This window comes from Gluconacetobacter sacchari (assembly GCF_014174255.1).
Classification (GTDB): Bacteria; Pseudomonadota; Alphaproteobacteria; order Acetobacterales; family Acetobacteraceae; genus Gluconacetobacter; species Gluconacetobacter sacchari.
In genome coordinates, this window is sequence record NZ_JABEQJ010000013.1 from 37,581 (window position 1) to 63,114 (window position 25,534).

Genomic DNA, 25,534 nt, shown 5'->3' on the forward strand with positions numbered 1-25,534 from the left:
CGCCTGGCCGGCGTGCGAACGGCACGATATGCTATCATCGGCCATCGTGAGGAAGCGGAACAATCCTGACGATATCCTGCATGACGAGCCGATGATGCTGCTACAGGCCGCAGCAAAGGCGCCCGATCTACGCTACGCCGCGCCCGAATGGCTGCACGCGGCACCGCATATGGTGGTGACATTCACGGATCACGAGCAGCCGGTTCGTCTCGTCCTGAATGCCGGAAGCCATTTGCCCGACGCGATCGAACGGATCCGGACATTCGAGGATCTCTGGAATGTCTGGGGCGACGTCAATCAGCGCATCTATCTCGACAGCTGGCAGGATGTCGGCGGCCTGCTTTTCCCCGCGAGCCGGGTCGATCAGCGCAACGGCCAGGAAACGGCTCACGAGCAATATCTGGACGTGCGATTCGATCCGGCTCTGGCAAGCGAGGCCTTCCCCGTCGATTCAGCGGCAGCCGCCAAAAGCCTGCGGTCGCCGGGATGGGACCGGCCGTTTCCACCACAGGCGCAAACGATCATTCCCGGGGTCTGGCTATTCCAGGGGGCATGGAATGTCAGCGTGATCGAACAGGACGATGGCCTGATTCTGCTCGAAGCGCCGATTTCCGCGTCCTATACGGCACAGGCGCTGGATGCTGCCGCACGCCTCGTGCCGGGCAAGCCCGTCAAGGCCGTGATCTCGACAACGGACTCCTGGCCGCATGTCGCAGGACTGCGGGAAGCGGTGGCACGGGGTATTCAGGTCTATCAGCTCGATCTGAACCGACCGTTGCTGGATCGATTGATCGCTGCTCCTCATACCCTGCGACCCGACGACCTTGCCCGTCATCCCCGGCCGCCGCAATGGCACATGGTGGATCAGGCGCTTGCGATTCCCAGCCTTCGCAATCCGATCATGCTGATCCCGATCCGGGGGCCGTCGACCGAGCGGCAATACATGGTTTACTGGCCCGATGCGAAACTGCTTTACGCGAGCGACACGCTGGTACTGAACCCGGACAATTCGTTGTATAATCCCGAACTAATGCATGAAGTGGCAAAGGCGGTTGCGCGGGCGCATATCGCGCCGCAGACCGTCTACGCGATGCATCAGGCACCGATACCGTGGAGTAGAGCGATAGGGATGGTGCCGTAAGATTGGGCGTCCGCTGTCGGGAAGGCATGAGCTTACATCTGTCGTCTGGAAAGAGGGCGGAAGCCGCCCTCAACCACTATCAATGCGGCTGTCCTCTATATGTCCTTCTTTTCAGCGCAGCACCCGCGTGAAGAACGCCACGATATCCGCGTCGAGCTGGCGGTGAAACGCCGCCCTGTCAAAGCCCGCGGCACTTCGGCAGATCGGCACCGGTGCGGCACAGGGGGCAAGGAAGTCGAAATGGCCTGCTCCGGGGACGTCATGAAACTCTGGTGCCCGGGGCAGGTCGGCATGCACCGCATCGGCGTAGAATGGTGCGGGCAGGACATGGTCGTCATCCGCTCGCCAGAGCTGCACGGGAACGGTTATGCCTGACAGGCCAGTCCGCCCGAACGTGTAGCCGAGTGCGGGAGCCGCCACGACGATCGCCTTGATGCGGGGATCGCGGCGATTGCTCCAGCCAGGAAGCGGGCCCGGATGCTGCCGGACGAGCTGGCAGTCATAGAAATCGGGATGCGCCGCACAGTGGGCCATGACGCGGGACAGGTCCGGTTGACCGCCGGCTGCCGCGAGCACGGTAAAGCCGCCCGAGGAGAACCCGAATGCGCCGATCCGGGCCGGGTCGAGGAGAGCGTGCGAGGGCCAGGCCGAAAGCATGTATGTGATCAACCCGCTTAGCGCTTTCGGGCGGTCCTCGACATGGGTCGCGCGGCTTTCGTCGCGCCAGTTATCACCGGGATGGGTGAGACTGGCGACAACGAACCCGGCCTGCACCAGTGCAGCAGCGGTATCGAGGTGGCCGGAAAATGCGCCGCCGTGACCGTGCGAGATGACGACCAGCGGCAGATCATGGCCGACCGGGACGGCTTCCGGGACAACGTCCTGCTCGTAAAGGCCGAGATGCTGATGCTTTGGCTGGCCCGCAGCCGGATACCAGATGCCGATCTCCGTGCCGTCCGGCAGATGTCGGTATTGGAACCCGACCTGCGGCGTTGGGGCTGCGAATGCCTGGACCCAAGGCAGGAGCAACAGAAGGGCGAGCAACCTGACGAACATGATGAACCTCTCGAGCGATGGAAGAGCTGTTTCTGGTCTGCCCAAGCTGTAAGGCGCTGAAAAGCGGGGGTTTCGCGAATGGGCGAACCGGCACGCGCACGGGCGAGTGGGTCGCCTCGGAGTCCGAGAGCGTGTAGGCTTGGGACCGATGACCGAGATTGCTCTCCCGCCGTTGCTGCGTTCCCCCCGAATCCGTGTGGCCCTGATCGTAACGACGGCAGGGTTGTGTCTGGGGCTGCTGGCACCGTTCGGCAGCTACCTCAACGCGGGTCTTGGCTCGCGTTTGTTCTATTGGTGCGGGTCGGTCTGGCTCGGGTTCCTGCTGCTTTTAGGCGCATGGCATGTGTGGCTTCGCTTTGCTGCAAATCGTAGGCAGCGGCGATGGTTAACGCTCGTGGCGTTGTTGCTTGGGGTGATGGCCGTTCAATCCGTAGCGACGCACTTGGCGGCATTCGCGATCTGGCCGGATCTGCGGTCGCATGGACCGGGCTGGGGCGTCTGGTGTCTGCAAAACGGGCTCACCGAAGGTTGCGGGTTCGCGGCGTTGCAAGTCATGCGTCGAAGGTCGACGCATGATGTGCCGGCGGTTGACGAGACACCGGCACTTCCCGAACGCCCAGTGCGCGTCTCGCAGCTTGGTCAGGATGTCATAGCGTTGCAAATGGAAGATCATTACGTCCGGATCCATACGTCTGCCGGATCACAGCTGGTGCATATGACGCTGACGGAGGCGATCGAGGCTTTAGGCCCGGCTAACGGCCTCAAGACCCATCGCTCCTGGTGGGTGGCGCGTCACGCTGTCGAGCGTATCGAGGGCACGCCGCGCTCCATGCGGCTTCAACTGCGAGGCGGTCTGGCGGCGCCAGTGGCACGTGGTGCGGTGACATTGTTGCGCGACGCGGGCTGGATCGACGCTATGACGGCCGAGTAGGGTCGCGTCAGCTTCCGGGAGTTGCGATCGCTCTTTCGTTCGTCAGGAATGAGGCGAAAACGGACTGAACGTTTCCTTTCCATTCGACCGGGTTTCCAAAGGGCGACTGCCCTTTGGTGGGTCCAGGGCAAAGCCCGGGTTGCCTTTCACGCCGCCGCGGAATGCCCGGCGACGGTGGGCAGCAGGGTTTCGACCTGGCGGCGGGTGTTGACCACGTCGCGGGCGAGGATGGTGCCGCTGTCGTCCAGCAGGACCAGGGTGGGGAGGCGATTGACTTGCAGGACCAGGCCGAGTTCGACGCCGGTGATGAAGGGGATGTCGCTCAGCGCGAAACGGTCGCGCATCGCGGCGAGTTCGGGGGGAGCACCGTCGCCGACCAGGACGGGGTCGAGGCCGCGTTCGCGAGCCACGTCGAGGGCGATGGGCAGGACACGTTTGCAGACGGGGCAGTCGGCGCCGACGAAGAGGAGCATGCGGATGGTGCCGGCGGGCAGGCGCTCGCCGACCGGGAAGGGCGCGCCGTCCAGCGTGCGCATGGTGATGCGGGGGATAGGCTGGCCGACGTCGAGGCCGCGCTGGGGGGTCTGCTGGCCGATGGGGGCGATGCGTTCGTGTAGGATGCCGATCTGGCGCGCGAGGGCCAGCACGACCAGCACCAGGGCGACGATGGCGGCGAACAGCAGCCCCTGCGACACGATCAGGACGGTCATCATGCGGAATGTTCCTCGGGGCCGGAAGTGGCCGATATCAGGTGCGACAAAGCGAGGGCGAGCGCCAGCAGGCAGGCGCCGGCGGCCAGCGCCTGGTAGCGGAGCGGCAGAGAGGCGGGCAGACCCGTGAGGGGGGGCAGGAGAGAGGCGGGGATCAGCAGGGCGCTGCGGGCGACGGCGGCCCAGGACAGGCGGGCGGATGCCATGCCGGGCAGGCAGCCGCAGGAGAGGTCGGTCCGGCCGCGCAGCAGGTTGATGGCCATGGCAAGGCCGAACAGCGCGAACAGCAGGGCGGCGCCGATGCCGGCAGCAAAGGGGGCGAACCCGGCCAGCAGGGATGCCCCCATGGCGGTTTCGGCCCCGGCGAGGACCCAGGCGGCGGGCTCCAGCAGGGTGCCCGGCACGAGACGGTAGGCGGCGAGCGTGGTGAGGAAGGTATCGTGATCGCGCAGTTTGGCGATACCGGCGGCCAGCAGCAGCGTGCCGATGCCGCCGGCCAGCAGCGCGCCGACCAGGGGGAGGAGGGTCGGGCCGGTCATGATGGGTGCCTGCGGGGGAAAGAGTCTGTCATCTGGCTGGTCCGGCTCCGGTATATTGGCCCTCGCGCGCGGCCTGCGCCACGTCATAACCGTGCAGGGCGGCCGCCGCCGGGCAGGCGCGGGTAACGGCGCGTACGATCTGGTCGCGGTAGCCGTGCAGGTCGGCCGTGCGCAGAGGATCGGCACGCAGGGCAGCGATTTCGGCGGTGGTGTAGGGGCGGCTGTTGGCCGGCACGCTGGCGCCGCCGAAGGTGAAGACTACGAAGTTCATCATCCGGGCCAGATCCGCCGACGAGAGGTTGGCGAAGGCGACGTTGGGCAGGCGAACGAGATAATCCCGCCCCTCGGGCGTGCAGAGGAAATAGCCGACCTGCCCGGCGAGATCGGGCACGACCTCGCGCCCCGAGCGGCCCTGTATGCCGTGGCAGCCGCCGCAGCCCATCAGATAATGACCCTGCACCGCCGGAATGACGGGCAGCGGGCTTGCCACCGGGCCGGCGCGCGCCGGCCCCTGCACCGGCAGGATGGCAAGGAAGAGGATCGGGAATCGCAGACGCATCGCCGCCTGGCGCCATCTGTGGGGGGCGCCCCCGCCCTTCACCCGGCCTGGCCGATGATGGCGGCGGTGGAGCAATGATAGGCGGTCGAGGCCGTGCCGAAGCACCAGATGATGTCGTTGCTGGCCTGGGGACGATAGATCGGCATTTCGCGATCGGCGGTGTTGCAGCCGCATGATTTCGGCGCGGCGCAGATGTTGCGGCCGCAGCAGTCGCGATAGGCGATGACGTAGGAGCGGCCGTCGTCGGGATTGCGGCAGGTGCCGATCCAGGAGACGGGCGATGGCTCGGTGCCTGGCGGGCAGGTATGGACGCCGCCGCCGCAGCAGCCGCACAGCACGCCGTCGATGGCGCAATGGCGCCAGTAGGTGCATTTGGTGGGGTCGGTGCTCTGTGCCCGGCGTTCGAAATCGGTCAGGGTGGCGGCCGGGTTGGGGGTAGGGGCCGGCGCGGCGTCGGCCCGACGTACCGGCAGCAGCGGGAAGGCGGGGGCCACCGCCATGGCCGCGCCCATCCGCCCCAGCATGCCGCGCCGCGAGGAACGGGCCGCCAGCCGGCGCGTGACGGCTTCGCCCAGCGTGTCGAGGAAGGAAACCGGCATTGGCGAGTGACTCCTGAAGGTTCCGGGGACCGGGCGAGACGGCGCGATCATGCCGCGCGGGGCCGCGCGTCCAGATAGGATTGCACCGAGACATGGCCGGTTTCCCCGGCGACGACGAGGCTTTCCAGATGTTCGCGATTATTGACCAGGCCCTTGGCCACGATCGTGCCGGATGCATCGAGCAGCAAAGCGAAGGGCAGTTTGTCGATGCCGAGCACGCGCCCGATCTCGGGATCGTTGACGAAACGCGACGGCGGCAGCCCGAAACGGGCAACCAGGTCCTGCTGCATCGCGTCGGTATCGTCGCCCAGGCACAGCAGGGCGAGGGCTTCACGCCGCGCGAAATCCTGCGCGATGGGCAGCATCTTGCGGGAGATGGGGCAGGTGCCCGACACGAACAGCAGCAGCGTGCGCGTGCCCGCGGGTTGCGGGCCGCCCACCGTCAGCGCCGTGCCGTCCAGCGCGCGCAGGGGGTGCGCCGCCAGGGTCTGGCCGGGGGCCGGACCGCCGGACGTCATCAGCGCGCCGACCGGCGCCACCCTGGCGAACAGATGCCGCATGCGCCGGAACAGCAGGCCCAGCACCGGCGCCAGCGCCAGCAGCAGCAACCAGTCCAACGCCTGGGCCCAGGCCAGGACCGTCATCGATGCCGCCTGCTCCATCACCCGTTACCGGCCGGGAGGTCGGGCGCCACGATCATCGACTGGGCGTGCGCCTCGACCGTGCGGCGGACGGCGCCGGTCCGCGCGTCGATCACGATCATCGTGCCATCCTGCGACGTGGCATAGAGCAGCGGGGCGGCGTCGCCGCTGACGGCGATGCCCCGCGCGGGCATCGGCAGGTCGATGCGCCGCACCAGCGCATGGCGGGCGGGATCGAGTTCCCATATCTCGGTGCCGTCGGTCTTGTGCGTCCAGTACGTGCCGACATGCATCAGCACGAACAGATGGCCGCTGGCGCGGTTCCAGGCGAAGGGCTGCTTGCCGCCGGGGCGCCAGGCCTGTTCCTGGACGCCGGTACCGGCCACGGGCTGGCCGGCCGCCGCCTGGATCGACCAGGGGGCCGCGATAGCGGGCTTCTGGCCCAGCGTGGCCGCGTAGACCTTGCCGGTATAGGAGACGAACAGCGCGTGGCCGGTTGCGCGGTCGACCAGTCCCTGCTCGAAGATCGGGTCGTTATTGGCGTCGAAGAACGGCGCGGTGTGGGTCACGGTCGGAGTGTCGCCACCCGCATAGCCGACATTGGTCAGCGAGCCGTCGCCGCACAGGCTGGAAAATCCGTTCTGCTTCCATGGAAAGACCAGGGCGCAGCCGGGGATGTCGACCGTGCGCGCCACGGCGCCCTTCGACAGATCGACGATCGTGACCGAGGTTGCCGGGCTCATGTCGAAGACATAGCCCCATCTGCCGTCGGGACTGACATCGAAATCCTGGCCTTTATACACCGCCAGCGCGCGGGGCGGCAGCGTGATCTCGCGCCGCAGGGCCAGGGTATGGGCGTCATATTCCTGGATCAGATCCTGCCGCGTGCCGTGATCGACACGCGACCAGATCGTGTCGGCGACGTAGAAGGTGCGCCGGTCGGGCGACAGCGCGATATTGCCCAGGATGCTGGCCGGCAGCGTGCCCAGGATCCTGCCCGCGTCGGCGTCGTAGATCGTATAGGCGTCGCGGTCGGTCGCCGGCAGGACCCAGTGTGCGCCGACCGCCGGCAGCGTCGCCACGTCGCTCTGCTCGGCCTGCAGGACGGGGGGCGCCGCCCGCGCAAGGCCGGCCGGTGCCAGCAGCAGCGCGGCCATCGCCGCGCGCCGCGCGGCCTTCCTGTTCCAATTCACCATCGCCGCCTGCCCCCGTTGACCCCAAGATCAGTATTCGGCGCTGATCGTGCCGAAATATTCCCGCACCGCGCCGCGCTCCAGCGACTGGTAGTCCCCGCCATCGCCGGACTGGCCGCCGATCGGGAAGCCGTTCTCGCCCATCATCGCGATATATTTCTGGTTGAACAGGTTATAGACCTCGAACGCCAGCGTCACGTTCTTCAGCACGCTCAGATTGCCGAAACGGTATTTGGCGCCCAGATTGGCCAGCCAGTACGGCGCGATGCTGGTGTCGTTCAGATAGGAGAAATAGCGCTTGCCGTAGTAGTTCACGTCGAAATGGGCGGACGCGCCCTTGTATTCATACCCCAGGCTGGTCTTGTACATCAGCGGCGGGTAGGCGACCATCTGCTTGCCCTTGATGTCGCAGTCGCCATCGAGCGGGCAGATATTGACATGGTCCGCGTAGGCGAAGTGGTTGTAGCTGATCGAGTTGGTCCATGTCAGGCCGCGCGCCAACCCTTCGAACGGCTGCACTGTCAGCGACGCGTCGGCGCCCCACATCGTCGCGTGCTTCGAATTCACCACCGAGGTGACCGGGTTGTTCAGCGAGCCGACCGAGGCCGAGATCAGGCGGTTATAGGCATCGGAATGATAGCCGTCGACCGAGGCCTGGATCTTGCGCGAGGTGTAGCGGTAGCCGACCACATAGGAGAAATCACGCTCGTTCGGCAGGCTGTGCTGGAGGGATTTGAACGTGTCCTGCGACGACACCGCCCAGGGAGAGACCTCGCCCCCCGAAGGCGCCACCATGAACGGGCGCATGTTCTCGGCGAAATCGAAATAGACTTCGTGGCCCCGGCCGAAATGATAATCGAGATTGACGGCCGGAAGGAAGGCGGCGGCCGAGGTCATCGATCCGTTGGGCAGGCCCGAATCGGCACCGACGCCCGTGCCGTACCCGGCATTGACATTGCCGTAATATGCGCCGCCCGCCGTCGTCTGCAACACCGAGCGGAAGCCGTACGTCACGGTCAGCCCCTCCACCGGGCGCCAGGCATCCATCAGATGGAACTGGAAGCTGTTGGTCGTCCACTTGAAGCCGTAGCCCTGCATGAATGCCGGACCATAGGTGGTGTAGGGGCCGACCGTCTGGAGCGGGGCGCCCTGGCCGTAGACCGGCTCGTTGTACCAGAACAGGTCGGCGCGCTGGGAATTGTTTTCATACCAGCCACCGGCACTGATGGTGTGGTGCCCGATCCGCCAGGTGAAGGCGCTGGTAAAGCCGAAGCGCTGGTAGGACGGCTGCCAGACCTCCTCCGACAGCGGCGCGCCGGTGCCCGGCGACGGAGTCGTGGGGGCGCCATATGTCGCATGCCCGTCGTACGCGGCACCGTAGAACACCGTATTCCAGCGCAGGCGGTCGGTCAGCGCCAGGTCGGCGTTGATGTGGCCCAGGAAATCCTGTGACGCCTGCCCGGCGTCATAGAACGCGGTTTCCGCGCCCTGGTCGGTCAGCGCCCAGGAGGCCGGAATCGTCGGGCTGGTGCCCGCCGGGAAGATCAGGTTCGTGCCGCCGACATTATAGGTGCCGGGGCCGGTATAATTCACCAGGCCGGAATTCACATAGGTATATTCCGAGGCATTGTAGCCGCCCCGGTAGTTCGGTGCCCAGGATTCCGTCCGCCAGCCGGCATTCTGGAGAATGCTGAGCGACTTGTCCGCATAGCCCCAGACCGCGGCATTGTTCCAGTTGAACGACGCGGTGATCCGGCTGTCGCTGCCGACCGGCTGGACGAGCTTGGCGTTTACCGTCTGCATGAAACCCGGCGTCGCGGCGTCGTATTTCCGTTCGTCCGAACGCTGGTAGGCGATGTAGAATTTCGTGCCGCTCCGGTTCAGCACGCCGCTGTCGGCGCGGACGTAGGTGCGCAGCGTGCCGTAGCTGCCGAACACCTGCGAAACCTTGGCCGCCGTCCGGTCCTTGGGGTCGGTGGTATGGAAGCGCATCGTGCCGCCGAGGCTGGAATTGCCCGGCAGGTCGACGCCCCCCGCGCCCTGCGAGACCTCGACGCCCTGGATATCGTCGGAAATCCAGGCATCGGCGATGTTGATGCCGTTGACGCTGATATAGGTCTGGTCGTTGAGCGGGACGCCATCCAGCGTCATGCCGATCGAATCCTGGAAGAAGCCGCGCACATAGACGCTGGTGCCCCAGGTATCGAGACCCAGCGGATCGCTGGAACTGAAGCTGACGCCCGGCAACTGGCCGACCGCTTTCAGAATGTTCGTGCCCGCCACCTGTGATTCCAGCATCGCGCGGGTGACGCTGGTCTCGGCGCTGTGGGAGGCATGGCGGCTGCCCAGGACGTCCAGCGCCTCCGCCGCCGCGCGCGGCACGACCGGCTGGGCCGCCGGGCCCGGGACGTGGCGAGACTTCGGCGCCGCGTGCGCGGCCTTCTTCGCGGACGGTGCCGATGCCGTGGCGGGCTCCGCCGCCGCCCGGGCGAAAGCCGGGGCGGCGATCAGGCCGCCGATGACGCTGCTCAGAACCGCCGTGCCCAATAGCCGAGCGCGCAGGAATTGTCCGTCTCGCACCCAAACCCGTCCTGCTCGCATGTGGCCTCTTCCCCCCCCAACGCGGCGTCGCGCGTTCATAGCCATGGACATCTCCGTGAATGCAGTCTCGAAACAAGGACGGTCCGCTGACAAGATATATTGCGATCGCCCGGCGGCTTTCGCCGGAACAGATGCGCCCGCGACACACCCGTTAGTCTATCGAAATAATGTGCAACAGTTGCTTTCGTTGCCCTCGTGGTGACAAAAAGGCACCATTCTCCTGATCGCACCAATCGTTTGTTTCCTTCGTTCCGGGCATTCCATGGCAGACAGACGCGCTTTTCCGCCCTTTGGCCCGCTCCGTGCCTTCGACGCGTTCGGCCGCACGCGTGGCATTCGCCGCGCGGCGGAATGGCTGCGGATCGATCATGCCGTCGTCAGCCGCCATCTGCGCGCCCTGGAAAAATGGGCCGGCGTGCGGCTGCTGGATCGGCCCGGCGGGGGACTGACCGAGGCGGGCAGGATCTATCATGAGCGGATCGCCACCGCGCTGGACGAGATCGCCCGCGCCACCGAGGCCCTGCGCGCCGGCGACCTGCCGCAACTGAGCGTCTGGTGCGTGCCGGGCTTCGCCTTTCACTGGCTGGTCCGCCGGCTGGGCAGCTTTCGCGCCGACTATCCGGATATCGACCTGCTGCTGCGCCCGGCCGATGCCCGCGCCCGCTTCTGGTCCGATGGGGTCGATGCCGATATCCGCTACCAACTGGACGGCAGGCACCACGAGCCGCAGCCGGGCATCCGCCAGGCGGAACTGGCCCGGCCGCCCGTCTTCCCGGTTGCCAGTCCGGATTTCCTGCGCCGCGCCGGGCCGATCCGCACGATCGGCGACCTGCTGGCGCAACCGCTGCTGGCCGAGGAGGATAGCGGCGAATGGCTGACCTGGTTCGCTCGCCAGGGCCTGGCCGCGCCGGGCATGGTTCCGGCGGTCCGGCTATGGCATGCCCATCTGGTGCTGGCCTCGGCCCGCGAGGGCCAGGGCGTGGCCCTGGCCAATCCGTTTCTGCTGGAAGACGATCTGCGCAACGGAACGCTGGTGCGGGTCGGGCCGCCGGAGGCGCCGTTCCCGGGTGTCGCGATCGGGGCCTATACGCTGTTCATCCCCGAAAATGGTTGGGACCGCCCCGCTTTGGTGCGTCTGCGCACCTGGCTGACCCAGGTCGCCGGGGCGTTTCTGCCGCCCGAGGCGCCGCCGGGCGACCCCGGGGATGCCTGAAACGCCGCGCGACCGTCCCTTCCCGGATGTTCAGCCGGCGATCTGGTCGAACAGCGCGACGTCCCGGCGATAGAACGCGAGGATGCGCGCCCGCTGCCGGTCGGTCGGCACCAGGCCATGGGGCCGGCCCTCGTTCAGGTGCGGCGCGCGGACGGTGCCCAGTCCCGGCACCCGGTCGGACAGGCGCGCGATATCGTCCATGCGCAGCAGGTGCCGTACCAGGCACCGCCCGGCCCGGTCGGCGACGTACCAGGATTGCGGACGGAAGATATGGTCCATGCCATAGACCGACCCGGCCTGCTCGACATGATCGAGCGCGTCGTCAAGCGAGCGGAAGCGCATATACCGGTCGCGGAATCCGGACGCGACCATGCGGTCGCGGCTGCCGCCGTTGCGGGCATAGCTGTAGGCCGACAGGAAGCGGTCCACCGGGTCGCGCAGGATCGCGAAGCTGGGCAAGGCACGCGCCATGTCCGGCATCACCCCCTGATAATAGCGGATGGATTCGTGCGAGACCGGCTGGCCATAGACGGCGGTGGCGACCGAGGTCCCGGCATTCTTCGGCACGTGGATGAACAGGGCGCCGCGCCGGGCGATCAGCGCCATGCGATCGCGCCGCTTCGCCCCCATGGGCAGGCGGACGCCGGCCCGCCCCGTCCATTCGTGAATGTCCGTCGGCAGATGGAACCCCATGAGACGGGCCACATGCGCGAAAGCCCGGGCGGAAGGCGCCGCCGCGCGCTCCCGCTCGGAAGGTCCGATGTCCGTGGCCGCCTGCAAGGCTGAAATCGTCTTCTGTTGGACAGCCATGGCAGTTCCCCCGTTCGAGACAGACGAGGCAACCTAACAGAAGAAACCGCCACGGAAAGCCGCACGACCGGCCATGTTACATTTGGAAATTATTTGAACGATTGGAAATAACTCTCTTTTCCGATCCTTCGCCTGATCTTGCTTCCCGCAAGCCGTCCTCGTTTAAGAATGACGATTTACCGCGCCGGCTTGCGGAATTTCAGCACGACCTGATCGGTATGGCCCCGGATCGCGGGGTCGAACACCGGCAGGTCGTGGGCGTCGTTGGGGTTGGCCAGGACCTTGCTTTCGCTTTCGAAATGGAAGCCCGCCGCCTCGACCTGCCGGCGGATGATCGCCGGATCGATCCGGTGCAGTTTCGTCACGTCGCCGCCCACGGCGGGATCGGCCACATGGTCGACCACGATGAACGCGCCGCCCGGACGCAATGCGGCGAAGACCGACTTGTCGAACGCCAGCGCCGCGTCGGCGCCGGCACCGTAATAGACGTCGTGATAATTCTGCGATGTCCAGGCCAGGTCGAGCGGCCGGGGCAGGCTCAGCGCGTCCAGGGGCTGGATCACGACCGAGACGTTGGAGAAGACCGGCATCGCGGCGATGGCCTTGACGGCGTCCGCCGCCGCGGGCTTCTTCGCCACCAGCCCAGTCGGCACCACGGCCCAGACATGGCCCTCGCCGCCGACCACGTTGCTGAACAGGCGGGTGAAATATCCCCGGCCCGGCATCACGTCGGCGACGTTCATGCCGCGCTTCAGCCCCGCGAAGGCCAGCAGGCTGGCCGGCTTGCGATCCTTGTCGCGGGCGACGTCCTCGGCCGGCCGATCCTTGTTGGCGACCGCCGCGGCGATCCCGACCGCGGCCCCGCGCCGGCCCTGATAGAGGGGGGACTGCGCGCCGGCCGGCGCGATGGCGGCGGCCGCGACGGCCGCGCCCATCATGACGGTCACGAGAAAAGTCCGAACGGCCATGCCTTGCTTCTCCATACCCGCGCCGGCAGCCCGCCTGACCGGTCGCCCGTGCCCGGAATCCTCTGCCGGGACATGCGCTGACCATAAGGCCGATTCGAAACAGGCGGAAGGGCACCCCGGCCTCCAACGAACCGGCCGGGGGAACGTTCCGGCCCATGCCCTACCGAGGCAGGTCTCCATGATCGGGCCGGGCGGCGGCCGTCAGAAATCCGCGGTGAAGGAGAATTTGTAGGTCCGGGGCAGGCCCTCCAGCAGGTACCCGCCATAGGCCGAGGCCCAGTAGCGGGCATTGCCCACGTTATCGACACCGAAGCGCAGCGTGATGGGCTTGTGCGCGGTGACGAAGGTATAGCGAGCGCCGAGATCGAAACGCGTCCAGACGGGCAGATGCAGCGTATTGGCGGTGTTGACCCATTGCTTGCCGGTATTGACCACCCGCCCGGTCACCGTGCCGCCACGCAGGAACGGCAGGTCATATTCGATATTGGCGTTGATCGAATAATTGGGCACGCCGATCGCGCTGTGCCCGTTTTGCAGGCCGCCGGCGGTGCGGGTCAGATCGGCGTCGATCAGCGTCGCACCCCCGTTGAAGCGCAGGCCGGGCATCAGTTCGCCATTGACGTTCAGTTCCGCCCCGCGATTGCGCTGCATGCCGTCGACGGTGAAGATATACTGGCCGCCGCTGCCATAGGGCGCGGTATAGGCGTTGGGCTGCGAGATCTGGTAGAAGGCCAGGGACGCGGCAAAGCGGCCGATATCGTATTTGGCGCCGACTTCGTACTGCACCGACCGGTAGGGCGGAAAGACCTGCCCCAGATTGACGACGTTGCCCGATGCCGTGGGCCCCTGCGACAGGCCCTCGATCCGGTTGAAATAGATCGCGGTCTGGCGGATGGGATGCACGACCAGCCCGACGACGGGCGTGATCGCGTCCTGGTTGTAATCGGCGTTGCGGGCGCCGCGACCCGGCGCGTGGTAGTCGAAGCCGGCCACCATCAGGTTCTGGTACCGGAAACCGCCGGTCAGCGCCACGCGATTGTCGAAGAAGGACATCGTGTCGGAGAAGAACAGGCTATAGAGCCGCGTGCCGCTGATCTGCCTGGGGTCGGCGACGTTGCCGCCGGTATAGGTCTGGTCCGGCACGCCGGTATAGGCGGGGCGATAGAGATTGGTGGCGCTGTATGGCCACGCATAGGCATAGGCGCTGTCGCTTTCCTCCCACAGCGCCGAGCCGCCGGCATTGATCTCGTGCCTGACCGGCCCCGTCGCGACATGCGCCCGCACGCCGCCGCGCGTGCTCTTGTTGGTCTGCACGTAGGGGACATAGAGATTGCCGTTGGTGCTGTCGCCGGTGCGGGCGTCGTTGACGGTCAGGACCTGGTAGTTGCCCTGCTCGTGGCCGCCCAGGCCGCCAAATGCCGCATAAAGCGTGACATGTTTCGACAGGTCGTGTTCGACATTGAGCATGCCGAAGATGTAGTTGAGGTTGTTGTAGGTCCAGGGCTGGCCGAAATTGGCGCCGGGCGAGACCGGGCGCGGCACGTGGGTGACGTCGGCGCCGAGGAAGATCGCCGGGCGGCCCCAATTGACCCCCTGGTTCTGGAAATTCATGTCCAGCGTCACGCGGGTCCGGTCGTCATGCCAGTCGAAATCGCCGCCGACGGCGACCGAATGGCGCCGTTCGTGGTCGATGGAATCGGTGCCGTCCATGCCCGCGACATTGACGCGGGCGCCAAACGCGTGATCGGTGCCGAAACGCCGGCCCAGGTCGACGCTGCCGCCCCCCATCGCGCCGCTGGTGTAATCGCCGGTCAGGCGGGTGATCGGGGCTTCGGTGGCGTGCTTGAACATCAGGTTGATGTTGCCGCCGATCGCCGACCCGCCCGGTGCCGCGCCGTTGAGGAAGGCGCTGGCGCCGTTGAGCACCTGCACCTGGTCATAGAGCTGCGGCGAGACGAGCTGGCGCGGCGTGATGCCATACAGGCCGTTGATCGCGACGTCGTCGCCATAGACCTGGAAGCCGCGAATGATGAACATCTCGGAAAAATTGCCGTAGCCGTAGGTGGTGCGGACCGACGGGTCGTTCTCCAGCACCTGGCCCAGCGTCTGCGACTGCTGGTTCAGGATCAGGCTGGCATTGTAGCTGCGGACGTTGAAGGGCACGTCGATCCCCTTCTTGTCGCCCAGCACGCCGAGTTGGCCGCCGCTGGAAACCTGCATCTGGTTGCGGCGCTTGGCCTCGACCACGATGGTTTCATCGCGCGTCGCCGCCGGCGATCCGGCCGGCAGGGCCGCGGGGGCTGCCGCCCCGCCATCGGCCTTCCTGCCCTTGGCCGGTTTGCCGGCGGCCGCGTGGGCGACCCCATGCGACGACACGCCGGCCAGCAATGCCAGCAGCGCCAGGTTGAGGGGCTTCCTGTGCCGGGCACGGGTCGGGTGGCAGGTCTTCCGCATTGTGGGGGGCACTCGCGATGCTGGCGCCTCGATCGAGGCGGCGTTTTTTGTTTGAAAAATCCGTTTTATGGCGGGTAGCTTTTATATCTTCGCGCTCCCCCGGCAATACGCGCTGGGCGACATGCCGAAGATGCGATGAAAGGCGGCGCTGAAGGCGCTGGGGCTGTCATAGCCGACATCGTAGGCCGCCACCGTGACCGACCGCCCCTGCTCCAGCAGGGCGATCGCCTCGACCATCCGGGCCTGCTGGCGCCAGCTTGCCAGGCCCATGCCGGTCTGCTCGCGGAACAGGCGCGTGAAGGTGCGCCGCCCCATGCCGGCCTCGATCGCCCAATGGTCCAGGTCGCGCCCGTCGGTCGGGTCCAGCAGCAGGGCGCGGCAGACGCGCGCCAGCCGCCGGTCGGACGGCATGCTGATCCGCAGCCCGACGCTGGGCATGCGGTCCAGTTCGTCGAGCAGCAGGCTGGTCAGGCGGACCTCGCGCCCATGGGGCGGAAAGGGAAAGCGGAATTGCAGCACTTCGTCGATCAGCGCGCGCACCAGCGGCGTGGTCTCGAACACATGGCAGCGGTCGGGCCATTTATTGAGCGTGTTGTCGACATAGAGCGTGCGGAACTGCACCGCCGCGCGGGTGGTCACCTGATGATGGGTGCCGGCCGGGATCCAGATGGCCCGGTTCGGCGGCAGGATATAGCTGGCGGCATCGGTCGTCACCGTGATCACGCCCGACACGGTCAGGGCGAGCTGGCAGCGCTCATGGGCATGGAACGGGTCGGAAAAGCCCGGAGGATAATGGTCGGCCAGGCCCACGACCGGGCTGGCATCGTGCGGCAGGTCGCTGCTGCGCTTGATCGGAAGGATCTTCGCCTGCGTCGACATTCTTCCCCTCCCCTCCTTCACCCCAATACCGGCGGCCCCGGCTCCTGCCCCTGAATTGTTACGTTAATAGGTCGTTGCGAATTCGGTCTGTTCAGGCAGGGCCAGCCACCGTCTCGATAGGGCCAAAACAGATCCGGCGTGGCGGCCCCGCCCGATCGCGGCTGTCGGCGGCGGGCCGAGCTTCGTCTCGAACAGGCCGTCCTCGCGCGTCGGCATGCGCCACATGCGCCGTTTTCATTTCCGGATCAATCCCTTGGTCCGCGCGCCGATCCGGGCGCGCGCGGGCGGCGACCGCATGGACAATGCGGCGCGCCGATGGAACGATATCGCGGCGAGCGCAACGAGTCCTGTCGTTTGCCCCACCCCCATGACGCACCGTCCAGACCGGGACCCGATAATGGCGCGATACGGTTCTTTCCTCTGTCTTTCCGCCACGCGACCGGTCACGGCCCTGGGGATCGCCTTTCTGGGCGCGCTGGCGGCGTCTTCCTGCTTCGTCCGCGCGGCGCGGGCGGCGAAGCCGATGATCACGCCGGAACAGATCAGCGCGCTGCGCGGTGTCGGCGATGTCGCGCTGGCGCCCGACGGCAGGCATATCGTCTATGGCGTGCGCGCCTTCGCCGACCCGGCGCGGCCGCCGGTCACCCGGCTGTGGCTGCGCGCCGTCCAGCCGGATGGGCCGGCGGCCGCGCTGGATGGCGCGCAGGACAATGACAGCCATCCCCGCTGGTCGCCCGACGGGCGCCGCCTGGCCTATATCGGTCGGCATGGCGGCGCGCACGACACGCTATGGCTGACCGGCCCGGCGGGCGGCGCCCCGCATGCGCTGGGGCCCTTCGCGGGGGACGTGACCGACTTCCGCTGGTCGCCGGACGGCAAGGCGCTGGCGATCCTGGTGCGTCCCGCCTCCGCCGCTCCCGGCGCCCCCGGCGCACAGATGGCGGGATCGGCCCCGGACGACGCTCCGCCCGGCCCCGGCCTGGCCATCGTCACGCCGGCCGACGGGCACGTGCGGCCGGTCGCGCTGGACGCGCGCGCGGTGTTCGATGTCGATTGGGCGCCCGACGGGCGGTCGCTGGTCGTGCGGACGGGCCGGTCGAGCGGCCTGGACGCATTCTGGTATCGCTCGGCCGTCAGCATCGTCGATACCGAAGGGCATGTCCTGCACCGCCTGCCGGGCCACGCGACGGCGGTGCATCCGGTCTTTTCGCCCGACGGGCGGTCTCTGGCCTGGGGGCATTTCGACGACAAGGGAATCGTCGGCGCGGTCAGCCGCTATGATCTGTCGGATGGCCGCAGCCATCCGATGGGTGCCGGCTGGTCCGGGTCGATCCGCGCCATGGCGTGGAATCCGGACGGCAGGAGCCTGACGGTGCTGGGCCTGGACGACGTGACGCCCTGCCTGGCGCGGCTGGATGCCGCCGACGGCACCGTGCGCCGGACGGTCGGACTGGGCGGCCAGCCCTACGCGTTTTCCATGGCCGGCGACGGCACCGTGGCGCTGCCGGCCAGCACGCCGAGCCGGGCGGAGGATGTCTGGATCGTCCATGACGGCCACGCGCGGCCCCTGACCGACCTGAACCCGCAGGTCGCCGGCTGGCCGCTGGGCACGCAGCAGGTGGTCCGCTGGCGCGGCCGGGACGGCACGGCCCTGAGCGGCCTGCTGGTCCTGCCCCCGGGTCGGGAGCATGGCCTGCCGCTGTTCACCCAGATCCATGGCGGGCCGTACGAGGCCTGGACACAGGGCTGGCTGGGATCATGGCATGACTGGGCACGGCTGCTGGCCAGCCACGGCATCGCCGTCTTTCTGCCCGACCCGCGCGGGTCGGAGGGGCGCGGCACCGCCTTCGCCGAGGCGACGCGCGGCGACTGGGGCGGCGCCGACGCCCGCGATATCCTCGACGGCATCGACATGCTGACCCGCCGCGGCATCGCCGACCCGAAGCGCCTGGCGCTGGGCGGATGGAGCTATGGCGGCTTCATGGCCGCCTGGATGGCGGGGCATGAGGAGCGGTTCCTGACCGTGATCGACGGCGCGGGCATCACCGACCTGCGGGCAATGGCGCTGTCGACCGACGTGACCACCGGCTTCCTGCCGCCCTATTTCGGCGACCCGATCGACCGGGCGGCGGAGTATGCCGCGCATTCGCCGCTCGACGCCGTGGCGCGGGTGCGGATTCCCGTCCTGCTGCTGCATGGCATGGCCGATAGCCGCGTGCCGCCGGACCAGGGGCTGATGTTCTTCAACGCCCTGCGGGCGCGTGGCGCGCGGGTGGTGCTGGCGCGCTATCCCGGCGCGCCGCACTGGTTCGGCGGCGCGGTCGGCGCGACGGTCGAGGCGGATGTGCAACGGCGGGTCCTGACATGGCTGACCCCGATCCTGAAACCCGTGCCATGAGCGCCGGCCCCACGCTGCGCCGGGCGCTGGGCCCGATGGACCTGCTGCTGCTGGGCGTCGGCTGCGTCGTCGGGGCCGGGGTCTATATCCTGCCCGGCGTCGCGGCGGCGGAATATGCGGGTCCGGCCGTCACACTTTCCTTCCTGGCGGCCGGGGGCGCCTGCGGGCTGACAGGGATCTGCTACGCCGAGCTGTCGACCGCGATGCCGATCGCCGGGGCATCGTACAGCTATGTCACCCGCGCCTTCGGGCCGGGGGCCGCCCTGTGGGTGGGCTGGATGCTGACGCTGGAATTCCTGCTGGCCGGCGCGGCGGTCGCCACCGGCTTCGCCAGCTATCTGCAAAGCCTGCTGGTGGCGCTGGGCCACGGTCTGCCGTCGGCGCTGGTCCAAGCGTGGGACCGGCCGCCGGTGCGCCGGGGCCGCATGCCAATCTGGCCGCCCTCGCCGCGCTGATGCTGGTCGCGGCGGCGCTGGTGCGCGGCGTGCGGGAATCGGCCCGGGTCAATACCGCGCTGGTGGTGGTGAAGACGGGCGTGCTGCTGGTCTTCCTGGGCATCGGGATCGGCCATGTGACGCCGGCCAACTGGTCGCCCTTCCTGCCGCCGTCCGAGGGCGGGTTCCGCTTCGGCGTGCCCGGGGTGCTGCGCGCGGCCTCGATCGTCGTCTTCGCCTATCTGGGGTTCGACACCGTCGCGACGGCAGCGGCCGAGGCGCGCCGGCCGGCACGCGACCTGCCGATCGGCCTGATCGGCACGCTGCTGGCCAGCGCGCTGCTCTATGCGCTGGTCTCGCTGGTGCTGACCGGGCTGGTGCCGTTCCGCAGCCTCGACGTGCCCGACCCGGTGGCCGAGGCGATGGCGGCGGTGGGCTATCCGCGCATCGGCATCCTGCTGCGGGTCGGCGCGCTGACGGGGCTGGCCTCGGTGATGCTGGTCAATACCTACGGCCATTCGCGCATCTGCTACGCCATGGCCCGCGACGGGCTGCTGCCGGGCTGGTTCATGCGGCTGCACCCGCGCCACGGCACGCCGGGGCTGGGGATCGTGCTGGCCGCCCTGCTGGCGGGGCTGCTGGCGGCGCTGTTTCCCATCGGGGTGCTGGCGGACCTGGTCAGCATCGGAACCATGGTCGCCTTCTCGGGCGTGGCGCTCAGCGCCATGCGGCTGCGGGTGACCGCTCCCGACATGGCGCGGCCCTTCCGCATTCCGCTGGGCGGCGTGCGTGTCGGCGGCCTGTGGCTGGGGGTGGTGCCGATCTGCGCGCTGGCCGTCTCGGTCGGCACCATCCTCATCGTCCTGGCCGGCATCGGCCAGCAGGCGCTGGCCGGACGGCCGTCGGCCGCGATCTTCCTGCTGCTGTACCTGGCGGCCGGACTGGCCCTGGCCCGGCATCAGGCCAGGCGCCGACGGCGCGGAGAGGCGGACAGCCGGGCCTGACGGCCCGGCGGCGCTCAGCCGCCGGGCGCGCGGCCGAACGCCGCCATGTCCTCGGCCACCCGCCGCTGCTGCAACGTGCCATGCGACAGCGCGTCATGCACGCCCTGCCAGTCCTCCGCGCCGTTATGCTGGCCCAGCCGGATCTGGCCCCGCAGCGTGGCGATGGGAATCTCGAACCCCGCGATCGCGCCCAGCAGCCGGTCGATATAGCCGCCGACCGCACCGGGCCGCCATGCGCCGCCATCGGGCATCGCCAGGGCGCTGCTGCGGTCCAGGATCGTGCGCAGGGCGGCCGGGTCCTCGATCACGGCCGGGGTGCCGGTGGCATGCGCGGCGGTGTACAGCCAGGTCGGCACGCGCGGGCTGGTGCGGTACCAGTCGGGCGAGACGCCGGCATCGGCGCCCAGGAAGGTCACCAGCACCGGACGCCCGGCGGCCAGGTCGGCCAGTTGCGGATTGCGGCGGTCCAGATGGCCGACCAGCGTCCCCAGCGGCCCCCGGTCGCGGTCCAGCAGCAGGGGCAGGTGGCAGGCTACGGGCGGACGGGAACCGGCGCCGCCGGGCAGGGTGACGACCGTGGCCAGGCGCACCCGCGCCATCAGGTCGTGCAGGCGCGCGCTGTCGTCGCAGGCGTAATCCGGTGGAGCGTACATGGCAGGCATTTCCGGCTGGACGAAGGGGATCGGGCATTCTAGCACCGTTCCGGCCGCCGACCCGTGCCGCCGGGCCAGAACCCACCGCCGCCGGGCCGGCCCCAAGCCGGCCGTCGCGATTCCGGAGCGTTTCGTCCCATGGCCCGGCCGCTGGCCTCTTTGACCCTTTCCGACACGCCCGGCCGGCCGGTTTCGTCAAGAATGGCGCCAAGACAGCGGAGCCCGACGATCGTGACCTCACCCCCTCTCGCAGACCCGCCAGGCCTCCTGGACCCGGAGATCGCGGCCTTTCGCCGGCATATGGCCATGGCGGGGCAGGACTTCCCGCCCTTCGAGACCCTGCCGCCCGACGCCGCCCGCGCCCTGGCCGCCCAGGCGCGCGCGACGCTGCCGGCCAGGCGCCCGGCCGTGGCGCATGTCGGCGACATCGTCATCGAAGAGGCCACACCGCCCCTGCGCGCGCGGATCTTTTCCCCCGGCCCGGCGGCGGAGGGCGTGCTGGTCTATCTGCATGGCGGGGGCTGGACCCTGTTCGGCCTGGATACCCATGACAGGCTGATGCGCGAATATGCCGTCGGCGCGAACCTGGCGGTGGTCGGGCTGGATTACGCCCTGGCGCCGGAACATGTCTTTCCCGTCGCACTGGAACAGGTCATGGACTGCCTGCGGGCGTTGCCCGACCATCTGGGCCCGCTCGCGGACCTGCCGCTGTTCGTCGGCGGGGATTCGGCCGGGGCCAACCTGTCGCTGGCCGCCGCGATCGGACTGCGCGACGCGGGTGCCGGCCTGCATGGGCGGCTGCGCGGCCTGCTGCTGAGCTACGGCGTGTATGACAGCGCGTGCGACACGCCGTCCTATACCCGGTTCGCCGGGCCGGACTTCATGCTGACGCGCGACGAGATGCTGTTCTTCTGGCAGCGCTACATCCCCGATGCCGCCCGGCGCGCGCTGCCGCTGGCCTCTCCGCTGCGGGCGGATCTCGCGGGCCTGCCGCCGGTTTTCATGACCATCGCGGAATGCGACGTGCTGGCCGACGAGAACCATGCCATGGCCGACCGCCTGCGCGCCGCCGGCAACGCCGTCACCGCCCGGTCCTATCCGGGGGCTACCCACTCGTTCCTCGAGGCGCTGGATGTCGCCGGCCTGGCCGCCCGGGCGGTGGGCGACCAGATCGCCTGGCTGCGCGCGCGCCGCCCGGGACGGGGCGGCGGCATGACCCTGCGCCGGGGCCTGTTCCTGGCGCATCGCTATGCCGGGCTGGGCATCGCGCTGTTCCTGATGCTCGCGGCGGCGACGGGCACGGCGCTGGTCTTCCGCGACCGGGCGGATGCCGCGCTCAATCCCGGCCTGTTCCGTGTGCCGGCGGGGCCGGTGCGGCCGGCGGCCGAACTGATGGCACGCGTTCTGGCCGCCCATCCGTCCTGGCGCGTCGTGCGCTTCGACCTGCGGCCGCGCTCGGGCTCCGCGCTGCGCGCCGTGATGACCCGCGCCCCCGGCGCCGCGCCCGAGGACGTGTTTATCGACCCGCGCGACGGGCGGGTGACGGGCACCCGCACCCGGCAGGGCCGGCCGGACCGGGCCCATGCGATGCAGCTTCTGTACGACCTGCATGACACGCTGGCGCTGGGCAACGCCGGGCGCCTGTTCATGGGAAGCATCGCGGCCTGCTGGCTGGCGCTGACGGTGGCGGGGCTGGTCGTCACCCTGCCGCGCCGCCGGCCGCTGCTGGCCGCCTGGCGGCCGGCCTGGGGCCTGAACCGCCAGATGCTGGCCCGCCGTCTGTGGCCGGAACTGCACCGGACGATCGGACTGTGGACGATGCCGTTCATGATCGTGATCGCGCTGACCTCGGTGGCGATGAATTTTTTCGACGAGGCCTTCGCCCCGCTCGCAGCCTTCCTGTCGCCGCCCCGCGCCGGCTCGCCCTTCGCCGAGGGCGCCCCGCCGCCGCCCGCCCGTTCCGGCTCCGTTCTGGACTATGCGGCGGCCGAGGCGATCGCCCGCGCCTGGGCCGCGCGCGCCTATCCCGGCGCCATGCCGGTGGCGCTGGCCGACGATCCGGCGCGGGACCTGTACGGCGTGTCGTTCGCGCCGGGGGGTACGCCGCTTTATACCGGTTTCGGGCGGATCACCTGCGAGATCGACCGGCATGACGGCCGGATCGTCTGGGTCGACGATCCGCGCCTGGACGGTGCCGGCACGCTGGCGATCCGCCTGCTCTATCCGCTGCATAGCGGCCAGATCGGCGGCTGGCCGACGATGGCCGGCGTGCTGGCGATCGGCCTGGCCTGCGGGTTCATGATCGTCTCCGGCGTGCTGCCCTGGCTGCGCCGGCAGACCGGGCGGCCCCGTCCCCGCCGGAGGGCATGACGGCGCGGCGCAGGTCCCTTATCCTCGCGCCGATCGCGTCGCGCCCGGCCATCGTTTCATTTCCTGCAAGGCTTGGTTTCACAACTGGGGCAAGACAACGGCCTTGCCCGGGAAGAGAATACGCGGTCAGGAAGAACCGGAACGGACATGACCATGGACCAGATCACCCTCGCCGCGCGCGCCGATGCCGGAATCGGCGCCCCCGATCTGCGCACGGTCGATTGCGATCCCGATTTCTGGTACCCCGTGGCCTGGTCGCGCGAGCTGAAGGCGGGCAAGACCATCGGCACCCGCTATGCCGGCCTGCCGATCGCGCTGGTGCGGCCCGTCGAGGGCGCGGTCTTCGCCCTGGAAGATCGCTGCGCCCACCGGCAGGTGCCGCTGAGCAAGGGCACGGTGACGGGCCAGGCGGTGCAATGCTGCTATCATGGCTGGGCGTACGGGCGGTCGGGCCGGTGCATCGACGTGCCGTACCTGGGCAAGGGCAAGCTGCCCAACGGCGTGCGGAGCTATCCCTGCCGCGAGCAGGGCGGGCTGATCTTCATCTTCCCCGGCGATGCCGACAAGGCCGAATCCGTGCCCCTGCCCAGGCTGGCGCATGTCGGCGACCCCGCGTTCCGCACCCGGCAATTCGGCCCCCGCGTGGCCTGCCACTATACCTTCATGCATGAGAACCTGATGGACATGAACCATCAGTTCCTGCATCGCCGCCAGATGGGCCAGATCCGCGCGCGCTTCCTGGGCCAGGACCGGGGCGAGGATTTCGTCGAGGCGCGCTACAGCTTCGCGCGCACCGACACCCGCCAGCCGCTGGCCGAGGCGCTGATCTTCGGCCGCCACCGCGACCTGAAGGGACGCGAGCAGCCGGTGGAGGAAGTGGTGACGGTGCGGACCGAGTATCCGTACCAGACGCTGCGGATCGTCGACAAGGACGGCGACCTGATGATGGATCTGTGGGTGGCCTATGTGCCGCAGAGCGCCGACCAGCGCACCAGCCGCGCCTTCGGCCTGCTGTCGGTGCGCCGCCCCGGGATTCCGTTCCTGATCGACCTGATCTGGCCGGCGCTGGCGGTCTTCACCAACCGGATCTTCGAGGAGGACCGCGAGGTGGTGGAACTGGAGCAGCAGGCATGGGATGCCCAGGGCGGCGACCGGAACCGCGAGGTCTTTCCGGTGGTCAACCATCTGCGCGCGCTGCTGACGCGCTGCGGCGTGCCGGGCAGCGGGCCCGATCGCGGCAGCCGTTAAGGCGTCTCGCGGGCCAGGAACGACGCGACCTCGGCCGTCATCCAGTTGCGGAAGCGCGCGAATTGCGGGCGGTTCCAGTTGCTTTCGGGTGCGATCAGGTAATAGCCGCCGATAAAGACCCGGCGGAACGCCTGCCCCGGCAGCGTGACCCGGACCAGCGTCCCGCGTTGCAGGTCGTCCCACGCCAGGAAGATGTTGGCCAGCGAGATCCCCTGCCCATGCCGCGCCGCCGCCAGGGTGATGCTGGCGTGCCCCAGCCGCCCGAACGGCACGAACAGCGCCGGGCTGACTTTGTGGCCCGACAGGAAGATGTGCCATTCCTGGCTGTCCTCCGCCTCGATCAGCGGTTCGGCCAGCAGGTCGGTGATGGTCCGCAGGCGCCCCGCCACCTCGGTCGCCAGATCGGGGCTGGCCACCGGAAACATCGCCGGCCGCGCCAGTTGCACCTTCTTGAAGCCGGGCGGGAAGCTTTCCAGCTCCTTGTCGCGGAGATAGCGGATATCGGCATGCAGATCGTCGCGATCGAAATCGGGAAACCGGTCGAACGGCCGGACCACCAGATTGACCGACGGCTCGCTGCGCCGGAAGGCCCCGACCCGTCCCGCCAGCCAGAGCGAGGCGAAGCCCGAGACGCAACTGATGCGGATCGACTCGTCCATGCGCGGGCGCAGCCGCTCGGTCGCGTGCGACAGGCCATCGAGCGCCCTGATGATCTCCTCGTGATAGGCAAGGCCCTTTTGCGTCAGCGTGCCGCTGGCCCGGTCGATCAACGCGACCCCGACCCAGTCTTCCAGCGTGCGCAGGTGGCGGCCGACGATCGTATGGCTGACGCCCAGATATTCCGCCGCCTTGCGTACGCCGCCGGCATGGCCATAGGCCGCAAAGGCGCGCAAGGCCCCGAAAGGGGGAAGCAGAAGCCGTTTCTTCGTCGACACGATCTGGTCCGCCAGGCTGTCCGGGGCAAGCTTACGGGCCGGCGGCAGGCGCTGTAAAGCCATTGGAAACCCGGGGTGCCCACCCGCCGGCAGGACGTCATCCGTCCCGGCAAGGGGCCGAAACCATGGCCGGCACACGCGGGCCCCGGGTGGAAACTTTTTGTTTCCACGCACGAAGAAAAAGTCGCTATCGAAACA

The 25,534-nt window shown here is 68.6% G+C and carries 23 protein-coding genes; 8 read left to right on the plus strand and 15 right to left on the minus strand.

What is annotated here, in order from left to right:
• Window positions 1-91 precede the first annotated feature (91 nt).
• Complete coding sequence (locus HLH48_RS11190; protein WP_182997595.1) at window positions 92-1,141, plus strand: MBL fold metallo-hydrolase; 1,050 nt, start codon at window positions 92-94, stop codon at window positions 1,139-1,141.
• Between the two features lie 111 nt (window positions 1,142-1,252).
• Here HLH48_RS11190 and HLH48_RS11195 read toward each other — a convergent pair whose 3' ends face one another.
• Window positions 1,253-2,197: an alpha/beta hydrolase family protein gene (locus HLH48_RS11195; RefSeq protein ID WP_220795090.1), complete on the minus strand. Its 945-nt coding sequence runs from the start codon at window positions 2,195-2,197 to the stop codon at window positions 1,253-1,255.
• A gap of 148 nt (window positions 2,198-2,345) precedes the next feature.
• On the opposite strand from HLH48_RS11195, the gene HLH48_RS11200 reads away from it, so the two are divergent.
• A complete protein-coding gene (locus tag HLH48_RS11200; protein WP_182997596.1) occupies window positions 2,346-3,128 on the plus strand; it encodes a LytTR family DNA-binding domain-containing protein in 783 nt (260 codons plus the stop codon).
• Between the two features lie 146 nt (window positions 3,129-3,274).
• Here the strand turns inward: HLH48_RS11200 and HLH48_RS11205 are convergent, their stop codons facing one another.
• From HLH48_RS11205 to HLH48_RS11235, 7 genes are read right to left on the minus strand one after another with little or no spacing between them, the layout of a single operon-like run.
• A complete protein-coding gene (locus tag HLH48_RS11205) occupies window positions 3,275-3,841 on the minus strand; it encodes a thioredoxin domain-containing protein (protein ID WP_182997597.1) in 567 nt (188 codons plus the stop codon).
• Window positions 3,838-4,377 (minus strand): MauE/DoxX family redox-associated membrane protein, encoded by a 540-nt coding sequence (locus HLH48_RS11210; RefSeq protein ID WP_182997598.1) that lies wholly within the window; start codon window positions 4,375-4,377, stop codon window positions 3,838-3,840. Before HLH48_RS11210 ends, HLH48_RS11205 begins: the two co-directional genes overlap by 4 nt.
• A 28-nt stretch (window positions 4,378-4,405) precedes the next feature.
• Window positions 4,406-4,936, minus strand: coding sequence for a hypothetical protein (locus HLH48_RS11215; RefSeq protein WP_182997599.1), 531 nt, complete (start codon window positions 4,934-4,936; stop codon window positions 4,406-4,408).
• Window positions 4,937-4,974: 38 nt separating this feature from the next.
• The gene (locus HLH48_RS11220) at window positions 4,975-5,535 is read right to left on the minus strand and encodes a methylamine dehydrogenase light chain (protein WP_182997600.1); all 561 of its coding nucleotides are present in this window, start codon (window positions 5,533-5,535) and stop codon (window positions 4,975-4,977) included.
• A 47-nt stretch (window positions 5,536-5,582) separates the two neighbouring features.
• On the minus strand, window positions 5,583-6,197 hold the full coding sequence (locus HLH48_RS11225; RefSeq protein ID WP_246387249.1) for a thioredoxin domain-containing protein: 615 nt from the start codon (window positions 6,195-6,197) through the stop codon (window positions 5,583-5,585).
• Window positions 6,197-7,372, minus strand: a complete 1,176-nt coding sequence (locus HLH48_RS11230) for an amine dehydrogenase large subunit (protein ID WP_182997601.1) — start codon at window positions 7,370-7,372, stop codon at window positions 6,197-6,199. Before HLH48_RS11230 ends, HLH48_RS11225 begins: the two co-directional genes overlap by 1 nt.
• Window positions 7,373-7,399: 27 nt before the next feature.
• Window positions 7,400-9,949, minus strand: a complete 2,550-nt coding sequence (locus HLH48_RS11235) for a TonB-dependent receptor (RefSeq protein WP_264813051.1) — start codon at window positions 9,947-9,949, stop codon at window positions 7,400-7,402.
• 283 nt (window positions 9,950-10,232) lie between these two features.
• Here HLH48_RS11235 and HLH48_RS11240 point away from each other — a divergent pair, with 283 nt between their 5' ends.
• Window positions 10,233-11,183 carry a LysR substrate-binding domain-containing protein gene (locus tag HLH48_RS11240; RefSeq protein ID WP_182997602.1) on the plus strand — a complete coding sequence of 317 codons (951 nt, stop codon included), beginning with the start codon at window positions 10,233-10,235 and terminating at the stop codon, window positions 11,181-11,183.
• A 30-nt stretch (window positions 11,184-11,213) separates the two neighbouring features.
• Here the strand turns inward: HLH48_RS11240 and HLH48_RS11245 are convergent, their stop codons facing one another.
• The 5 genes from HLH48_RS11245 to HLH48_RS11265 all read right to left on the minus strand — a co-directional run bounded on the left by HLH48_RS11245 (window position 11,214) and on the right by HLH48_RS11265 (window position 16,519).
• Window positions 11,214-11,993, minus strand: coding sequence for a sulfotransferase family 2 domain-containing protein (locus tag HLH48_RS11245; protein ID WP_246387251.1), 780 nt, complete (start codon window positions 11,991-11,993; stop codon window positions 11,214-11,216).
• A gap of 176 nt (window positions 11,994-12,169) precedes the next feature.
• Window positions 12,170-12,961, minus strand: a complete 792-nt coding sequence (locus tag HLH48_RS11250) for a class I SAM-dependent methyltransferase (RefSeq protein ID WP_246387252.1) — start codon at window positions 12,959-12,961, stop codon at window positions 12,170-12,172.
• 201 nt (window positions 12,962-13,162) lie between these two features.
• Complete coding sequence (locus HLH48_RS11255; RefSeq protein ID WP_182997603.1) at window positions 13,163-15,415, minus strand: TonB-dependent receptor; 2,253 nt, start codon at window positions 15,413-15,415, stop codon at window positions 13,163-13,165.
• 81 nt (window positions 15,416-15,496) lie between these two features.
• Window positions 15,497-16,294, minus strand: a complete 798-nt coding sequence (locus tag HLH48_RS11260; protein WP_182997604.1) for an AraC family transcriptional regulator — start codon at window positions 16,292-16,294, stop codon at window positions 15,497-15,499.
• Between the two features lie 63 nt (window positions 16,295-16,357).
• Complete coding sequence (locus HLH48_RS11265; RefSeq protein WP_182997605.1) at window positions 16,358-16,519, minus strand: hypothetical protein; 162 nt, start codon at window positions 16,517-16,519, stop codon at window positions 16,358-16,360.
• Window positions 16,520-16,691: 172 nt separating this feature from the next.
• Here HLH48_RS11265 and HLH48_RS11270 point away from each other — a divergent pair, with 172 nt between their 5' ends.
• Genes HLH48_RS11270 through HLH48_RS11280 form a run of 3 tightly spaced genes read left to right on the plus strand, consistent with a single transcriptional unit; the run spans window position 16,692 to window position 20,130 of the window.
• Complete coding sequence (locus tag HLH48_RS11270; protein ID WP_182997606.1) at window positions 16,692-18,692, plus strand: S9 family peptidase; 2,001 nt, start codon at window positions 16,692-16,694, stop codon at window positions 18,690-18,692.
• Window positions 18,689-19,147 carry an APC family permease gene (locus tag HLH48_RS23555; RefSeq protein WP_182997607.1) on the plus strand — a complete coding sequence of 153 codons (459 nt, stop codon included), beginning with the start codon at window positions 18,689-18,691 and terminating at the stop codon, window positions 19,145-19,147. The genes HLH48_RS11270 and HLH48_RS23555 overlap by 4 nt, the downstream gene beginning before the upstream one ends.
• A complete protein-coding gene (locus HLH48_RS11280) occupies window positions 19,087-20,130 on the plus strand; it encodes an amino acid permease (protein WP_182997608.1) in 1,044 nt (347 codons plus the stop codon). The genes HLH48_RS23555 and HLH48_RS11280 overlap by 61 nt, the downstream gene beginning before the upstream one ends.
• A gap of 14 nt (window positions 20,131-20,144) precedes the next feature.
• Here HLH48_RS11280 and HLH48_RS11285 read toward each other — a convergent pair whose 3' ends face one another.
• On the minus strand, window positions 20,145-20,783 hold the full coding sequence (locus tag HLH48_RS11285) for an FMN-binding negative transcriptional regulator (RefSeq protein ID WP_182997609.1): 639 nt from the start codon (window positions 20,781-20,783) through the stop codon (window positions 20,145-20,147).
• 231 nt (window positions 20,784-21,014) lie between these two features.
• Here HLH48_RS11285 and HLH48_RS11290 point away from each other — a divergent pair, with 231 nt between their 5' ends.
• Both HLH48_RS11290 and HLH48_RS11295 read left to right on the plus strand, forming a co-directional pair.
• On the plus strand, window positions 21,015-23,153 hold the full coding sequence (locus HLH48_RS11290; protein ID WP_182997610.1) for a PepSY domain-containing protein: 2,139 nt from the start codon (window positions 21,015-21,017) through the stop codon (window positions 23,151-23,153).
• Window positions 23,154-23,300: 147 nt separating this feature from the next.
• On the plus strand, window positions 23,301-24,401 hold the full coding sequence (locus HLH48_RS11295) for a Rieske 2Fe-2S domain-containing protein (RefSeq protein ID WP_408871448.1): 1,101 nt from the start codon (window positions 23,301-23,303) through the stop codon (window positions 24,399-24,401).
• Here the strand turns inward: HLH48_RS11295 and HLH48_RS11300 are convergent.
• Window positions 24,398-25,399, minus strand: coding sequence for a LysR substrate-binding domain-containing protein (locus HLH48_RS11300; RefSeq protein WP_182997611.1), 1,002 nt, complete (start codon window positions 25,397-25,399; stop codon window positions 24,398-24,400). The genes HLH48_RS11295 and HLH48_RS11300 overlap by 4 nt on opposite strands.
• Window positions 25,400-25,534: the final 135 nt, after the last annotated feature.

Coding starts and splice junctions, on each gene's coding strand:
- HLH48_RS11190 (WP_182997595.1), top strand. CDS start 92: ATGATGCTGCTACAGGCCGCAGCAAAGGCGCCCGATCTACGCTACGCC.
- HLH48_RS11195 (WP_220795090.1), bottom strand. CDS start 2,197: ATGTTCGTCAGGTTGCTCGCCCTTCTGTTGCTCCTGCCTTGGGTCCAG.
- HLH48_RS11200 (WP_182997596.1), top strand. CDS start 2,346: ATGACCGAGATTGCTCTCCCGCCGTTGCTGCGTTCCCCCCGAATCCGT.
- HLH48_RS11205 (WP_182997597.1), bottom strand. CDS start 3,841: ATGATGACCGTCCTGATCGTGTCGCAGGGGCTGCTGTTCGCCGCCATC.
- HLH48_RS11210 (WP_182997598.1), bottom strand. CDS start 4,377: ATGACCGGCCCGACCCTCCTCCCCCTGGTCGGCGCGCTGCTGGCCGGC.
- HLH48_RS11215 (WP_182997599.1), bottom strand. CDS start 4,936: ATGCGTCTGCGATTCCCGATCCTCTTCCTTGCCATCCTGCCGGTGCAG.
- HLH48_RS11220 (WP_182997600.1), bottom strand. CDS start 5,535: ATGCCGGTTTCCTTCCTCGACACGCTGGGCGAAGCCGTCACGCGCCGG.
- HLH48_RS11225 (WP_246387249.1), bottom strand. CDS start 6,197: ATGGAGCAGGCGGCATCGATGACGGTCCTGGCCTGGGCCCAGGCGTTG.
- HLH48_RS11230 (WP_182997601.1), bottom strand. CDS start 7,372: ATGGTGAATTGGAACAGGAAGGCCGCGCGGCGCGCGGCGATGGCCGCG.
- HLH48_RS11240 (WP_182997602.1), top strand. CDS start 10,233: ATGGCAGACAGACGCGCTTTTCCGCCCTTTGGCCCGCTCCGTGCCTTC.
- HLH48_RS11245 (WP_246387251.1), bottom strand. CDS start 11,993: ATGGCTGTCCAACAGAAGACGATTTCAGCCTTGCAGGCGGCCACGGAC.
- HLH48_RS11250 (WP_246387252.1), bottom strand. CDS start 12,961: ATGGCCGTTCGGACTTTTCTCGTGACCGTCATGATGGGCGCGGCCGTC.
- HLH48_RS11255 (WP_182997603.1), bottom strand. CDS start 15,415: ATGCGGAAGACCTGCCACCCGACCCGTGCCCGGCACAGGAAGCCCCTC.
- HLH48_RS11260 (WP_182997604.1), bottom strand. CDS start 16,294: ATGTCGACGCAGGCGAAGATCCTTCCGATCAAGCGCAGCAGCGACCTG.
- HLH48_RS11265 (WP_182997605.1), bottom strand. CDS start 16,519: ATGTGGCGCATGCCGACGCGCGAGGACGGCCTGTTCGAGACGAAGCTC.
- HLH48_RS11270 (WP_182997606.1), top strand. CDS start 16,692: ATGGCGCGATACGGTTCTTTCCTCTGTCTTTCCGCCACGCGACCGGTC.
- HLH48_RS23555 (WP_182997607.1), top strand. CDS start 18,689: ATGAGCGCCGGCCCCACGCTGCGCCGGGCGCTGGGCCCGATGGACCTG.
- HLH48_RS11285 (WP_182997609.1), bottom strand. CDS start 20,783: ATGTACGCTCCACCGGATTACGCCTGCGACGACAGCGCGCGCCTGCAC.
- HLH48_RS11295 (WP_408871448.1), top strand. CDS start 23,301: ATGACCATGGACCAGATCACCCTCGCCGCGCGCGCCGATGCCGGAATC.
- HLH48_RS11300 (WP_182997611.1), bottom strand. CDS start 25,399: ATGGCTTTACAGCGCCTGCCGCCGGCCCGTAAGCTTGCCCCGGACAGC.